Origin of the sequence: Aeromonas sp. 1805, assembly GCF_013085525.1 — a bacterium.
GTDB lineage: Bacteria > Pseudomonadota > Gammaproteobacteria > Enterobacterales > Aeromonadaceae > Aeromonas > Aeromonas hydrophila.
In genome coordinates this window covers 1094273-1107454 of record NZ_CP038515.1, presented here as the reverse complement: position 1 = coordinate 1107454, position 13182 = coordinate 1094273, and the positions used below count along the sequence as shown (strand labels likewise).

Here is a 13182-nt window from a genome sequence, read left to right as displayed (position 1 = left end):
CATGGCAGTGTTGAAAGCAGCCGGCCTGCAAAAAAGTTACAAGCGCCGCATGGTAGTGAGCGATGTGAGTCTGGAAGTGGGGACCGGCCAGATCGTCGGGCTGTTAGGTCCGAACGGAGCCGGCAAGACCACCTCCTTCTACATGATCGTGGGGCTGGTGCAGAGCGATGCCGGCCTCATCACCATCGATGATCAGGACATCAGCCTGCAGCCCATGCATATCCGTGCCCGCAACGGTATCGGCTATCTGCCGCAGGAGGCCTCCATCTTCCGTCGCCTGTCGGTGTTCGACAACCTGATGGGGGTCATGCAGACCCGCAAGGGGCTGAGTCGCGAAGAGCGGGAGGACAAGGTCCAGCAACTGCTGGAAGAGTTCAACATCACCCATATCCGTGACAGCCTGGGTCAGAGCCTGTCGGGCGGGGAGCGGCGCCGGGTCGAGATCGCCCGGGCACTGGCTGCCGAGCCGCGTTTTATCCTGCTGGATGAACCCTTTGCCGGGGTCGACCCCATTTCTGTGATAGACATCAAGAAGATCATCCAGCATCTCAAAGATAGAGGCCTGGGCGTCTTGATCACCGACCACAACGTCAGAGAGACTCTGGACGTATGTGAGAAGGCCTATATCGTCAGCCACGGCAAGATGATTGCCGAAGGTGCACCGGCCGACATACTGGCCGACGAACAGGTCAAGCGCGTCTATTTGGGCGATCAATTCAGTCTATAGTAAGGGGGCATCTCTTCATTTCCTGTGACGACTGCCTCGCTGAACATAAGGATATCCCGACGTAGATGAAGCCGACATTACAGTTGCGTCTCGGCCAGTCCCTGACCATGACGCCGCAATTACAACAAGCGATTCGTCTGCTCCAGCTCTCCACTCTGGAACTCCAGCAGGAAATTCAGCAAGCGCTCGACAACAACCCCTTGCTGGAGCAAGAGGAAAATGATGTGCAGGAGACCAGCCCGGAAGAGCCGGTCGATGCCAGCCAACTCGACTCCAGCGATGCCATGTCCCAGGACAACATGCCGGACGAACTGCCGGTAGATACCACCTGGGAAGAGGTCTACTCGGCCGGCACGGCCCAGAGTGCGGGCCCGATCCACGATGGTGAAGACAGCATCTATCAGGGCGAAACCACCGAAAACCTGCAGGATTACCTGCTATGGCAGATGCGCCTGACCCCGTTCAGCGACGTGGATGCCGCCATCGCCCTCGCCATCATTGATGCCATCGACGAATCCGGTTATCTGACGGTGTCGCTGGAGGATATTCAGACTGCGGTAAGCAGCGAGGATGTCGAGGTGGAGCTCGATGAGGTGGAGGCGGTGCTCAAGCGGGTGCAGCATTTCGACCCGGTCGGCATCGCCGCCCGCTCGGTACAGGAGTGCCTGCTGATCCAGCTGGGCCAATACTCCCCGGACCTGCCCTGGCTCAACGAGGCCAAGGAGGTGATCCTCGAGCACATGGACTTGCTCGGCAATCGCGACTACCGCACCCTGGCACGCAAGACCCGGCTCAAGGAGAGCGACCTCAAGGAGGTGCTGGATTTGATCCAGCAGCTGGAGCCGAGACCCGGCAACGGCGTCATTCAGAGCGAATCCCAGTACGTGATCCCGGATGTTTCCGTGGTCAAGAAGGGCAACAAGTGGGTGGTCGAGCTCAATCCGGACTCGGCCCCGCGCATCCGGGTCAACGAGACCTATGCCGCCATGGCCCGTCAGGCGCGCACCAGCCAGGATACCCAGTTCATCCGTTCCCACCTGCAGGAAGCCAAGTGGTTCATCAAGAGCCTGGAGAGCCGCAACGACACCCTGCTCAAGGTGGCCAGCTGTATCGTCGAGCAGCAGCAGGGCTTTTTCGAATACGGTGAAGAGGCCATGAAACCCATGGTGCTCAACGACATCGCAGAAGCGGTGGAGATGCATGAGTCGACCATTTCGCGGGTCACGACCCAGAAGTACATGCATACGCCGCGCGGCATCTTCGAACTGAAGTTTTTTTTCTCCAGTCATGTCAACACGGAGGGAGGAGGAGAGTGCTCATCGACCGCAATTCGCGCGCTGATCAAGAAGCTGGTCACGGCGGAGAATCCCGCCAAGCCGCTAAGTGATAGCAAGATCGCGGATTTGCTGGCCGAACAGGGTATTATGGTGGCGAGACGCACGATCGCAAAGTACCGTGAATCCTTGTTGATCCCGCCATCCAATCAGCGCAAACGCCTGGTTTAGGCAAAACAAAAGGAAGACGTTATGCAAATTAACCTGACCGGACACCATGTCGAGATCACCGAAGCTCTGCGTGATTATGTGAACAACAAATTTGCCAAACTCGAGCGTCACTTTGACCACATCAACAATGTTCATGTGGTGTTGAGCGTAGAAAAACTGAACCAGATCGCCGAAGCCAAGCTGCATGTCAGCGGGGGTGAGGTGTTCGCCAATTCGCAGCATGCCGACATGTACGCTGCGATTGATACCCTGCTGGACAAGCTGGATCGGCAGATCATCAAGCACAAAGATAAGTTAAATCAAAAATAACCATGCAACTTGAACACATACTGAGTCGGGACTGCACCAAAAGTGCGGTCCCTTGTACCAGCAAGAAACGCGCCCTGGAGATCATCAGCGAGTTAGCCGCTGAGCGCCTGGGGACCTCTCGTCAGGTGCTCTTCGAGTGCCTGCTGGCGCGAGAAAAAATGGGCAGTACCGGGATCGGTGCCGGTATCGCCATTCCCCACGGCCGGATTGGCGACGAGTTTCCGCCGACCGCCATCCTGATGACCTTCGCAGAGCCGATCCCCTTCGATTCCATCGACAATCAACCGGTTGACCTGCTGTTCGCCCTGCTGGTGCCGGAAAGCGAGTGCAAGCAGCACCTCAAGACCCTTTCCCTGATGGCATCCAAACTGGGCGACAAGGCGGTATGCCGCCAGTTGCGCCAGGCAACCAGCGACGAAGAACTCTATCAGATCATGACATCGGCCTGAGATGCAGGCCCTTGCAATGACGCCAAGCGGTGAGGGAACAAGATGCAATTAATAGTGGTGAGTGGGCGCTCCGGCTCGGGCAAGACAGTTGCCCTGCGTGTGCTGGAGGATCTCGGTTATTACTGCGTGGATAACCTGCCGGTCAACCTGCTGCCTCAGCTGATCGTCTCGGTCGAGAGCCAGTATGACAAGCTGGCGGTTAGCATCGACGTGCGCAACCTGCCGGCGAGCCCGGACAAGCTGGAAACCCTGCTGGCCCAGGTTCGCAACGAGGGGCGGGTGGAGTTCTCGAGCTTCTTCTTCGATGCGGAAAATTCCACCCTGCTCAAGCGCTACGGCGAGAGCCGCCGGTTGCACCCCTTGTCACGCAATCAGTTGTCGCTGGACGAGGCGATTCGGGAGGAGACCCACCTGCTGGCACCGCTCTCCTCGACGGCCGACCTGCGCATCGATACCACCAACCTCAGCATTCACGACCTGAGCGAGCTCATCAAGACCCGGGTGCTCGGCAAGAAGGAGAACGAGCTGGTGCTGGTGTTCGAGTCGTTCGGTTTCAAGTACGGCATTCCCAAGGATGCCGACTTCGTGTTCGACGCCCGCTTCCTGCCCAATCCGCACTGGATCCCCGAGCTCAAGCCCTTCACCGGCAAGGATGAACCGGTGGCCCGCTACCTCTCCAGTCAGCCCGACGTGATGCAGTTCATCCTTCAGATCGAGAACATGCTGGCGACCTGGTTGCCCCATCTGGAGCGCAACAATCGCAGCTATGTGACGGTTGGCATCGGTTGTACCGGCGGCCAGCACAGATCGGTATTCATTGCCGAGCAGCTGGCCGGTGCCTTCCGCCTGCTGGGCAAGAACGTCCAGATCCGCCACCGCACCCTCGACAAGAGTGCACCGCAATTTTGATGGACCAATAGGAAGATCAGATGACCGTCTCAGCCTCGGTGGAAGTGAAAAACAAACTAGGCATGCATGCCAGACCGGCCATGATGCTGTTCGAGCTGGTGCAGGGGTTCGATGCCCACGTGTTGCTGCGCAACGAAGAGGGGGTCGAGGCCGACGCGGACAGCGTGATCGGCCTGTTGATGCTGGACTCCGCCCAGGGCAAGCAGGTGGAAGTCCAGGTGGAGGGGCCCGAGGAAGTGGAGGCCCTGGCCGCCGTGGTGGCGCTGTTCACCTCGGGCTTCAACGAGGAGTAACGCACCTCGGCATGCTCAAGGTGCGCTGCGTGCCAGCGCCTTGAAGGCGGCAAAATCCCGACAAGCCAGCAGACTCCTGCTGGCTTTTTCGTTCATCAGCGCCAGGAACAGGTCGTAGAGCCCCATTGCCTCTTCGTAGTCGGCCTTGGCGATGGCCAGTACGAAGACGAGGGTGGCGCTCTCGCCGTTGCCCCAGTCGATCCCCTGCGGGGCCAGCACGGTATAGACCAGGGTGCGGCGCGCCAGCAGGCCGAGGGAGTGGGGCAGGGCGATGCCATCCCCCAGCATGGTGGAGACGATCCGCTCCCGTTCCTGCAACGATCCCCGAAAGCCGCTCTCCACCAGATCCTCCGCCTCCAGCTGGCTGCAGATGCGATCAAACAGCGCCGCCTGGCTGAGCGGTTCGGTGGCCACCATGAAGTGGTCGGCATCGAAGTACTTGTCGAGCAGGTAGGGGCGGGTGCGATCGACCAGCACCAGCTTGCCGAGCTGCTCCAGCTGGTACTGGGTCGGGAAGGGGGCGACCTGCACCACGGGCACGTTCTTCTCGCCGGCCTTGACGGTGCTGATGACGAAGTCCTGCTCGATCCGCGCCAGCCCTTCGTAATCCCGCACCGACTCCAGCATGGTCAGCTGCAGCTGGGGATACTCCCGCTTGATGCGGGCCTCCAGCACCCGGAAGGTGGCATTGCCCGCATCGCATAGCAGCAGCGCCTGGGGGCGGCGGGTGTAACCGATGTCGTAGTGCCGCTCCAGTCCGACCCCGATGTGGATCACCAGATAGCCTATCTCGTGGTGGGTCAGCCGATAGGGAGTCTGCCTGATCCACTCCGAGATGGCCGCCAGCGTGATGTCGTAGGCGAGGGGGTAGTACTGCTTGATGTGGTCCGCCAGCGGATTGTGGCTGCCGATCTGGTATTTGACCCGCAGCAGCATGGCGCTGATATGGGTCTGCAGGTCGGCCCGCAGTTGCAGATCGCCGCGCAGGTCATAGGGGTAGTGCTGGTGGATGTAGGCCAGCAGATGCTCCACCAGCTGTTCGCTCTCGGCCGCCATGGCCGGGCTGAGCTGGGGGGCATCGGCGGTGAGGCGGGCCTGGATCTGGATGGCGAGGCAGGCTATCTCCTCCTCCCCCGGCGGGGTCAGGGTCGGCAGCTCGCCATAGATGTCGCGGGCGACCGCCAGCAGAGGTGCCGTGAGATCCTCGCTGGTGAATTGGCGCAGCTCGTGGCCGGCCGCCTGGCGCAGCAGGGCGACGGCGCAGTAGATGGCGAGCTGCTGCAGGCTCTCATCGGCCAGGCGCAGCTGATGACGGCCGAGCTGCTCGTGGATGTGATTGCCCACTACCTCCAGCGTCTTGCTGGGACAGAGGTTGGGCAGCAGGCTCTGCAGCGGGTTGCTGTGCAGCAGCTCTTGGTAAAGCAACTGGGTGAGGCAGGCGCGGATGGCCGTCTCGCCCCCCTGGATCCGCATCCCCTGTCTGGGTTTGCTGTCGATGGCGAGTCCGAAGTGGGCGAGCCGCTCCCGTACTTCCGCCATGTCCCCCTGCAGTGCCGCCCGGCTCAAATACCAGGTGTCCGCCAGCTCGTCGAGCTTGATGCCCTGCTCCGCCGTCAGCAGCAGGATCTGCAGGTGCAGCACCCGCTCGCGGCTGGTGCGGGGTAGCCCGCTCTCCTGTTCCTGGGCCGCCAGCAGCGCCTCGAACAGCTCCTGATTGTAGATCTTGAGCTGATAGCCGCTGCCGCGCTGGTGGATCAGGTGGGCGCCCCGGGTGGCGATGAGCTCGTTCAGGGTCGCCACGTCGGTGCGCACGGTGCGGGTGGAGACATTGAGGCGGCGGGCCAGCTCCTCCTGCGGCAGCGGCTCGGCGTGGAGCAGGGTGAGCAGTTGATGGAGTCTGGGGTGGGGCAGCTTGATCATGAGGGGGGAACGGACTCCTGTCGCGGAATGAAAAATCGATGTTAACAAGCGGGTCATTAACAAGCCAGGCACCGGTCAGTGATCGGACCGGTGCCTGAGGGCCGTCAGGCCAGCAGCCGCTTCACCGTGGCCAGCAGGGTACGCACGTCTTCGGGACGGGTTTGACCGCTCGCGCTGTCGATGATGGAGCTGTAGATGTGGGGGATCACCTTCTCGACCCCGGCATCCAGTGCAATCCGCACTATCTCCTCGAAGTTGTCGAGATCGATGCCGCCGGTGGGCTCCAGCCAGAAGCCGTGGCGAGCACAGGCCTCGGCCACCGCCTGATACTCGGCGCGGCAGGTGAGCCCGCCCATGGGGAAGAACTTGACCGAGCTGCCGCCCATGTCCTTGAGCAGGGCGATGGCGGTGTCGATGGGAACGATGCCGTCGGGCTGCTGGCTACTCAGGGGGCCGGTGGAGATCTTCACCATCCCCGGGGTACCGGTGGGAGAAACAAGGCCATTGACGAGGGTGTCAGACTGGCCGAGCAGTGCCCGGCTGGCGCCGACCCCGGTGAACACCTGGTTGACGTGCTGGGGCTGCAGCTGGCGAGCCAGCTCGGCCACCATGGCAGACTGGCGCGGATCGCCGGCTCCCAGCCCGATGGAGAGGGCGTTGTCGATAAGCTTGGCGTAGGCCTGCATGTCAGCGATGGCGGAGGGTACATCCGGGTAGTTTTTGGAGAGTACGCCGACCAGCACGTGGCCCTCGGCGGCCTCATAAATGTCGACGGCATTCTGTCGGGAGCCGGCCAGCACGTTGAGGCAGACCCGATCGCGGTAGTAATTGGGAGTCAAAGACATCAGTTGTTCTCCTGAACGAGGTGGGCAATGGCGGCATGGATCTGGTCGAGCTGGGGCAGGGTGACGCTGCGCACGTCTATCTCGATGTGCCCCTCGTTGGCCTTGTAGCCACGGCAGTAGATGGCAGGTGTGCCCTGTTGCAGGCGTGCGACGACCTGCACTGTGGTCATGCCGATCTGCTGGTGGTCGAAGGCGATATCGGTGCGGGCAATGTCGCGCCCCGCGCTGTCCCACACCACCTTGGCGCTGACGCCGGGCAGCTGATTGAGGCGCTCGATGAAGGGGGTCATCTTGGCGACCATGGCGGCGCCGCTCTCCTTCTCTTTGGCCAGGTAGCGCTCGATGGCGTGGGTGAGGCCGAGGATCCCCTCTTTGCCCACCTTCATGGCACGGCCGATGCCGTTGGCCTGCTGCTTGACCCACTCCACGTACTGGCGCTTGCCGAGTACCAGCCCGCTGGTGGGCCCTTCGATGGCCTTGGCGCCGCTGTAGATGACCAGATCTGCCCCCTGTTTGTAGTAGAGACGCAGATCTTCCTCGGCCGCCGCATCGACGATGAGAGGAAGCCCGTGGGCCTTGGCCACCTCGGCTGTCTCGGCCACCGACAGAATGCTCTTCTGCACGCAGTGGTGGGACTTGATGTAGAGGATGGCGGCTGTGTTGGCATTGATGGCGGCCGCCAGCTGGGCAGGGGAGCACTCGTTGGCGTAGCCGGCCTCCACCACCTTGCCGCCACCCAGGTTGACCATGGTGCCGACCGGGGCGCCGAAGTTGACGTTGTGCCCCTTGGGCAGCACGATTTCGCTCGGCACATGGTGGGCATGGGCGTGCAACTGCTCGAGGCGGTAGGGGTCGCCGCGCACGATCACCGCGGCCACCGACTGGGCGATGCCGGCGCTGGCGCAGGAGACCACCACTGCATCTTCCACGTCCAGCAAGCCGGCCAGGTAGGCGCCGGTCTTGTTGACCAGCTCCTTCACCTCGAAGTAGTGGCCGAGGCCGAAGTTGACCGCGTCGACCACCTCCTGTTCGGGGGTGGAGACGCCGAGAATGGTCATGCGCCCGGAGGCGTTGATCACCGGTTTGAGCTGATATTTCTCATACACAGAAGGCATGGTGTGATTTCCCATAGTGAGTCAGAACCAGTTCGCCACCGACCAGGGCGGCGAGGGGCAGCAACTGCCGGTCGCCATTGCGGGCGCCGGCTTCGGTATCGGTAAAGAGGGTGGGGCCGCTCATCACCTCGAACAGGGTCAGGTCGGCAGCGGCGCCCACCTCGAGTCGCCCCTTGCCGGGCAGGCGCAGGGCATCGGCGGCATGGTGGGTGACGCAGGCGATCACCTGCTCCAGGGTCATGCCGATGGCGAGAAACTTCGACATCACGTGGGCCAGGCTGTAGACCGGCCCCTTGATGCGGTTTTTGCAGTAGATGTCGGAGCTGATGGTGCGGGGCAGGATCCCCTGGGCAATGGCCAGCTCCGCCACCTCGAAGCTGAAGCTGGCGCCGCCGTGGCCGATGTCGAGCAAGAGGCCCCGTTGCATCGCCTCGCGCACCGCCTGGCGCAGTTCGCCGGCAGGGGTCAGGATGCGGTTGGGCTTGCCGTTGAAGCAGTGGGTCAGCAGATCGCCATCGCCCAGCAGGGCGACGATCTCGTCCAGATCCGGCGGCGTGTTGCCCACGTGTACCATCAGCGGCAGCCGACCGTGGGCCTGTTGCAGTGCCTTGGCCATGCGCAGCGGCTGCAGGCCGTTCTCACCCACCACGCTGCCGCTCATCCGCGCCTTGATGCCGACGATGAAACCGGGGTGGCGGGCAATGGCTGCCGAGGCGAGATCCATGTCGAGGTCCCGGCTGTCGGCCAGCTCGTTCTGGCGCAGCAGGCCGATGCGGGAGATGTTGAGCAGGGCGTGCACCCGGGTCTTGCAGCCGGCGACGAGACGCTGGAAGTCATCCACGTCGTCGGCCCCGGTGCTGCCGGCGTCGATGACGGTGGTGACGCCGGACTCCACGCCCACCTTGTCCGGCTCATCGTGATAGATGGGGGAAGCGGGGTAGCAGTGGGTGTGGCCGTCGATCCAGCCGGCGCTCACATGTACCCGGCCGCCGAGATCCAGGGTCTGCTGCGCCGCTACCGTCTCCGGCAGGGTGCCGATGGCGGCTATCTTGCCCTCCCTGATGGCGATATCGACGAGCTGGCCATCTCCCTGGCGCCCCGCTCTGATGATGATGTCGTACATACTAGATGGCCTCTCGAGAGCCGCCCCGCAGGGCGGCGGATGGTTATGCAAGCGCAACCGGGAAGAAGGTACCGAGCAGCATGGCCCCCAGGATGGCGCCGCCGGTGATGGGCTTGCCCCACACGTAGAACAGCAGCGCACCCAGCAGGGAACCGATACCGATCGGGATCGAGGCGCCCATGGCGGAGAGGATGATGAGCGGGCCGAGGAAGCGGCCCGAGCTGTTGCCAGCCCCCATCATGACGTCTGCGCCGTAGGTGGAGTTGCTCTGGTTGATGGTGAACTTGCGCGCCAGGATGATCACGTAGCCGATGGCCAGACCAATCCCCATGCCGGTCGCCAGCGAGGCACCGAAGTTCTCCACCGGATAGACGATGCCGGCCCCCAGCAGCAGGGCAGGCACGCCGAGACCGACCCCGGTCTGGATGGCGCCGCCGATATCCAGGATCCCCACCAGGGAGCCCTCGATGATGCGGGCAAACAGGAAGCTGGCGCCGAAGGCCGCCACCGCGCCATAGGCACCGGTATCCATGCCGGCCTTGAGCATGGCGACGAAGGCCACCTCGTTGAAGGCGCCGACCCCGTACAGGTAGAACATGTGGGTACCGGCAAAGACCCCGGCCGAGAGCAGGCCGACAAAGATGGGGAAGGACCAGTCGGCGTACCAGAAGTTGTTTTTCAGTTTCTCATCCACGGTGTGACCCCTTATTTGCCGCTCAGCAGGTTATGGACGTTTTCCAGCCACAGGGGAACACCCAGATGGAAGGACTCGATGAGTTTCATGTCGAAGCCGCGGAAGAAACCGCTCAGCACGAACAGCAGGACGATGGCCGCCATCATCACCTTGGTGACATGGTTCCAGCCGCTCTCTTCCACGCCCTTGCCAATCAGGATGCCGAGCACCAGGCCCGGTACCGCGTTGCCCATGATGAGCTGGGCCAGACCGCCGAAGATGGTGGCCCAGAAACCGGACTTCTTGCCCGCCTCGATGGCGGCCAGCCAGAAGATCACCGGCATGACGGTGTTGACCAGCAGGTTGGCGGCCGGTACCAGCACCTTGACCGCGGTGACCTGCAGGGCGGCCGGTACGGCGGCTGCCGTGCTGTTGAGGAAGGCGACCACGATGGCACCTATGATGCCGCCGGCAATGGCCATCTTCTTCGGGTCGTGCAGGGTGGTGGCGAGATCCCGGTTCTTGAACAGCAGTGCCGCCGTGGCCCAGTGCGGAATGATGCGGTGATCCACATCCTGGGTGAAGGCGCCGGCTGCCACGGTGGAGGCCCAGGCGTTGAAGAAGAAGCCGAGACCGAACGAGAAGTGGGAGGCGGGGTCCCCTTCACAGGAGTTGAGCTCGCCCAGGGTACGGAAGGCGCCCATGCCCTGTACGGTCGGCGCATGGAACATCCGTGCCGCGCCAGCCCCCACCCCGACGCCTACCAGGCCGCCGATGATGAGTGACTTGATAAATATGATTAGAAACATCCAACGTATCCTTCTTGTGGGGTGGTACCCGCGGGCGGCGTCACACCAGGGTGAACGTCACTTGCTCGGCATCCAGGCTGGTGACCTTGACCGTGATCGCCAGCTGGACCCGGAATTCACGGCGCTGGCGCGGCAGGAAGAAGAACAGGAACTTCTCCACCCGAACCGACTCTTCGGCCTTGAGCACCTGCACCTCGAGCGGCTCGATGCGCAGCATCACCCGCGGGTTGTCCTTGAGCAGCGTTGGCTGCACCTGGCTGAGGGCGGCGGCGAACGCCTGCTGGCGAGTCGGCCCCTTGCCGCTGACCATGACCTGGGTGGTGAAGTCCTCTTTCATCAGGCGCGTCCGTGTTTCTTGGCGAAGGCTTCGATCAGCTTCTGACCCAGCTCTTCCTTGTCCATGAAGCCGAAGCCCAGCACCACGCACCCTTCGTTGATGGCGGTCACACCCTCTTCGATGGAGCGCATGCCGTAGCGGCACTTGTAGCCGTACTTGGTCTGCGCCGTGATGGCACCGGCGCCGCCGCTGCCGCAGAAGGAGATGCCGAGATCCGCCTGCTCCTTGTTCATCACGTCACCGAGCTTCATGTCGGCGGCCATGCCGGGGATGATGGTCACGCTGGCGCCGGCGGTTTCCGCGCCAGCTCCCACTTTCTGGCCCTTGCCGAGTCGATCACCGATCACGAGTTTGATGGTTGTCATTTAGCTTTCTCCTTTCACTGAGCTGAGTTCGTTTTCTTTGGCAACTTCGAAATGGACGGACAGCAGATGGGCCTCTTCATAGGCCAGCTTGTCCAGCCAGGCGACGACCTGTTCGGCCAGGCGCAGGGAGAGGGGGGAGATCTCCTCGAACAGGCTAAGATCGACCTCCGGCAGCGATTCACCGCTGTAGGAGCGCCACACCATGGCTTTGACGTGGGAGGCCAGCATCTGCCGCTGTACCTCGTTGGGGCGGATGCCCTGTTCGCCGAGCAGGGTGTGGATGCGCGCCAGCGTGTGGTCGGTCTGGCGTAGCAACGCCGGGCTGTCCGGGGTCAGGTTCTGGTCATGGGTCTCTGTGTGCAAGGTCTGCTCTCCAAGGCTGGCAGAAGGGATAGCGCTACCCTAAGCCGGCAGTAGAGGAGAGAGGAGGCACTGTTTTTCCGATTCGAAGCGGAAATTCCCGCACGCCTGGGCTGAAAACGGTGATTTTTGTGGGGTGGAGGGGCAAAGGGCTGCTATCGGGGCCGACTTTGTGTGATCGAGGGCGCACTTGGCCCGTCGAGCTAGGCCGAGCAGGCTTGCTGGAAACTGTGAGTCGTCTCACGGATGGGGGAGTGCGGGGGAAGCAAACAGGGGCGGTTGACCGCCCCTGTTAAAGAGTATTGGCGGGATCAGCTGGCGGTGGCGGCGCTCGGGCTGGCCCGGTTCTGGTAGCGCAGATCCTCTTCGATGGTGACCTCCACCTCCAGCGGCTTGCCGTCACGGATCACCGAGATGGTGAGCTTGGTGCCCGGCCGGCTCTCGACGATCTTGTCCATGGCGGTACGCACGCCGCTGATGGCCTCGCCGTTGATCTTGAGCAGCACGTCGCCCCGCTTCAACCCGCCTCTGGTGGCCGGGCCGTTGGGATCCAGGCTCTCCACCACCAGGCCGCGCAGATCGCCCAGGTTCATCATGCGGGCGACGATGGGGTTGATCTCGACGCTGGAGATGCCGAGGTAGCCGCGGATCACCCGACCGTTGGCGATCAGCTCATCCATGATGCGCTTGGCCAGCTTGTAGGGGATGGCGAAGCTGATGCCGTAGCTCTCCTGATTGCCGTTGAGGTGGTAGGCGGCGGTGTTGATGCCCACCAGATCGCCGCGGGCATTGACCAGGGCGCCCCCCGAGTTGCCCTCGTTGATGGCGGCGTCGGTCTGCAGCAGATCCTGCCGACCGTTGCTGTCCGGGCCCATGCTGGAGAGGCCGATGCGGCCGGTGGCGCTGATGATGCCCTGGGTGATGGTCTGGCCGACGTTGTAGGGGTTGCCGATGGCGAGCACCACGTCGCCCACGTCGGGCAGGCGCTCCGGATCCTGCGGGATCACCGGCAGATTGTCCGACTCGATGTAGAGCACCGCCAGATCGGTCAGCTGATCGGAGCCGACCAGCTCGGCGCTGAATACCCGCCCATCCTGCAGCGCAACGATGATCTGGTCCGCATCGGCGATGACGTGATAGTTGGTCAGCACGTGGCCACGCTGGCTCATGATGACGCCGGAGCCGAGCCCCTGCGGCCTGAGTTCGGCCTGATTGCCCTGGTTGCGGGCGAAGCTGCGGGTATAGATGTTGACGACTGCCGGCCCGGCGCGGTGGGCGGCGTAGGAGAAACTCAGTTCACGGGCATTGGTGATGAGGCCGGGCAACTGGGCCCCGCCACGGAAATTGGGAAACAGCAGCAACAGAAGAGCCGCCACGGTGAGACCGAAGCCGACAGACTTGCCCAAGTAACTGACTAGAGGGGGAATTTTCATGTCATTCTCA

16 protein-coding genes are annotated in these 13182 nt (G+C 62.7%); 6 read left to right on the top strand and 10 right to left on the bottom strand.

All coding sequences use genetic code 11. The annotated features are described in order from the left end of the window. The first annotated feature begins 1 nt into the window (after nt 1). From lptB to npr, 6 genes are all read left to right on the top strand, one after another. Complete coding sequence (lptB, locus tag E5E96_RS05325) at nt 2-727, top strand: LPS export ABC transporter ATP-binding protein (protein WP_011707613.1); 726 nt, start codon at nt 2-4, stop codon at nt 725-727. 65 nt (nt 728-792) lie between these two features. Then, nucleotides 793-2232: an RNA polymerase factor sigma-54 gene (locus E5E96_RS05320; RefSeq protein WP_011707612.1), complete on the top strand. Its 1440-nt coding sequence runs from the start codon at nt 793-795 to the stop codon at nt 2230-2232. Between the two features lie 21 nt (nt 2233-2253). Beyond that, the gene (hpf, locus tag E5E96_RS05315; protein ID WP_005305957.1) at nt 2254-2541 is read left to right on the top strand and encodes a ribosome hibernation promoting factor; all 288 of its coding nucleotides are present in this window, start codon (nt 2254-2256) and stop codon (nt 2539-2541) included. A gap of 2 nt (nt 2542-2543) precedes the next feature. Next, entirely contained in the window at nt 2544-2990 is a 447-nt protein-coding gene (ptsN, locus tag E5E96_RS05310; protein WP_005305951.1) for a PTS IIA-like nitrogen regulatory protein PtsN, read from the top strand. 42 nt (nt 2991-3032) lie between these two features. Next, nucleotides 3033-3899, top strand: coding sequence for an RNase adapter RapZ (rapZ, locus tag E5E96_RS05305; RefSeq protein WP_011707611.1), 867 nt, complete (start codon nt 3033-3035; stop codon nt 3897-3899). A gap of 20 nt (nt 3900-3919) precedes the next feature. Then, the gene (npr, locus tag E5E96_RS05300; RefSeq protein ID WP_005305943.1) at nt 3920-4192 is read left to right on the top strand and encodes a PTS phosphocarrier protein NPr; all 273 of its coding nucleotides are present in this window, start codon (nt 3920-3922) and stop codon (nt 4190-4192) included. Between the two features lie 15 nt (nt 4193-4207). Here npr and E5E96_RS05295 read toward each other — a convergent pair whose 3' ends face one another. The 10 genes from E5E96_RS05295 to degS all read right to left on the bottom strand — a co-directional run bounded on the left by E5E96_RS05295 (nt 4208) and on the right by degS (nt 13172). Then, nucleotides 4208-6112, bottom strand: a complete 1905-nt coding sequence (locus E5E96_RS05295; protein WP_171281685.1) for a transcription antiterminator — start codon at nt 6110-6112, stop codon at nt 4208-4210. Between the two features lie 104 nt (nt 6113-6216). After that, nucleotides 6217-6957, bottom strand: coding sequence for a KDGP aldolase family protein (locus E5E96_RS05290; protein ID WP_171281684.1), 741 nt, complete (start codon nt 6955-6957; stop codon nt 6217-6219). Continuing rightward, nucleotides 6957-8072, bottom strand: coding sequence for a DgaE family pyridoxal phosphate-dependent ammonia lyase (locus E5E96_RS05285; RefSeq protein WP_171281683.1), 1116 nt, complete (start codon nt 8070-8072; stop codon nt 6957-6959). Before E5E96_RS05285 ends, E5E96_RS05290 begins: the two co-directional genes overlap by 1 nt. Beyond that, nucleotides 8056-9195, bottom strand: a complete 1140-nt coding sequence (locus E5E96_RS05280) for an amidohydrolase/deacetylase family metallohydrolase (RefSeq protein ID WP_171281682.1) — start codon at nt 9193-9195, stop codon at nt 8056-8058. The genes E5E96_RS05285 and E5E96_RS05280 overlap by 17 nt, the downstream gene beginning before the upstream one ends. 43 nt (nt 9196-9238) lie before the next feature. Next, the gene (locus E5E96_RS05275; RefSeq protein WP_011707606.1) at nt 9239-9889 is read right to left on the bottom strand and encodes a DUF4310 family protein; all 651 of its coding nucleotides are present in this window, start codon (nt 9887-9889) and stop codon (nt 9239-9241) included. An 11-nt stretch (nt 9890-9900) separates the two neighbouring features. Continuing rightward, the gene (locus E5E96_RS05270; protein WP_016352193.1) at nt 9901-10677 is read right to left on the bottom strand and encodes a DUF4311 domain-containing protein; all 777 of its coding nucleotides are present in this window, start codon (nt 10675-10677) and stop codon (nt 9901-9903) included. A gap of 40 nt (nt 10678-10717) precedes the next feature. Beyond that, complete coding sequence (locus E5E96_RS05265; protein ID WP_017409376.1) at nt 10718-11014, bottom strand: DUF4312 family protein; 297 nt, start codon at nt 11012-11014, stop codon at nt 10718-10720. Then, entirely contained in the window at nt 11014-11379 is a 366-nt protein-coding gene (locus tag E5E96_RS05260) for a glycine-rich SFCGS family protein (protein WP_102987861.1), read from the bottom strand. The genes E5E96_RS05265 and E5E96_RS05260 overlap by 1 nt, the downstream gene beginning before the upstream one ends. After that, the gene (locus E5E96_RS05255; RefSeq protein ID WP_017409378.1) at nt 11380-11742 is read right to left on the bottom strand and encodes a transcriptional regulator; all 363 of its coding nucleotides are present in this window, start codon (nt 11740-11742) and stop codon (nt 11380-11382) included. Nucleotides 11743-12050: 308 nt separating this feature from the next. Next, a complete protein-coding gene (gene degS / locus E5E96_RS05250; protein ID WP_043160650.1) occupies nt 12051-13172 on the bottom strand; it encodes an outer membrane-stress sensor serine endopeptidase DegS in 1122 nt (373 codons plus the stop codon). Between the last annotated feature and the right edge of the window lie 10 nt (nt 13173-13182).

What these genes read in the sequence shown, in the direction of transcription:
- npr (WP_005305943.1), top strand. Translation starts at nt 3,920, where the DNA reads ATGACCGTCTCAGCCTCGGTGGAAGTGAAAAACAAACTAGGCATGCAT.
- degS (WP_043160650.1), bottom strand. Translation starts at nt 13,172, where the DNA reads ATGAAAATTCCCCCTCTAGTCAGTTACTTGGGCAAGTCTGTCGGCTTC.
- E5E96_RS05320 (WP_011707612.1), top strand. Translation starts at nt 793, where the DNA reads ATGAAGCCGACATTACAGTTGCGTCTCGGCCAGTCCCTGACCATGACG.
- E5E96_RS05295 (WP_171281685.1), bottom strand. Translation starts at nt 6,112, where the DNA reads ATGATCAAGCTGCCCCACCCCAGACTCCATCAACTGCTCACCCTGCTC.
- rapZ (WP_011707611.1), top strand. Translation starts at nt 3,033, where the DNA reads ATGCAATTAATAGTGGTGAGTGGGCGCTCCGGCTCGGGCAAGACAGTT.
- E5E96_RS05260 (WP_102987861.1), bottom strand. Translation starts at nt 11,379, where the DNA reads ATGACAACCATCAAACTCGTGATCGGTGATCGACTCGGCAAGGGCCAG.
- ptsN (WP_005305951.1), top strand. Translation starts at nt 2,544, where the DNA reads ATGCAACTTGAACACATACTGAGTCGGGACTGCACCAAAAGTGCGGTC.
- E5E96_RS05285 (WP_171281683.1), bottom strand. Translation starts at nt 8,072, where the DNA reads ATGCCTTCTGTGTATGAGAAATATCAGCTCAAACCGGTGATCAACGCC.
- hpf (WP_005305957.1), top strand. Translation starts at nt 2,254, where the DNA reads ATGCAAATTAACCTGACCGGACACCATGTCGAGATCACCGAAGCTCTG.
- E5E96_RS05280 (WP_171281682.1), bottom strand. Translation starts at nt 9,195, where the DNA reads ATGTACGACATCATCATCAGAGCGGGGCGCCAGGGAGATGGCCAGCTC.
- lptB (WP_011707613.1), top strand. Translation starts at nt 2, where the DNA reads ATGGCAGTGTTGAAAGCAGCCGGCCTGCAAAAAAGTTACAAGCGCCGC.
- E5E96_RS05265 (WP_017409376.1), bottom strand. Translation starts at nt 11,014, where the DNA reads ATGAAAGAGGACTTCACCACCCAGGTCATGGTCAGCGGCAAGGGGCCG.
- E5E96_RS05290 (WP_171281684.1), bottom strand. Translation starts at nt 6,957, where the DNA reads ATGTCTTTGACTCCCAATTACTACCGCGATCGGGTCTGCCTCAACGTG.
- E5E96_RS05270 (WP_016352193.1), bottom strand. Translation starts at nt 10,677, where the DNA reads ATGTTTCTAATCATATTTATCAAGTCACTCATCATCGGCGGCCTGGTA.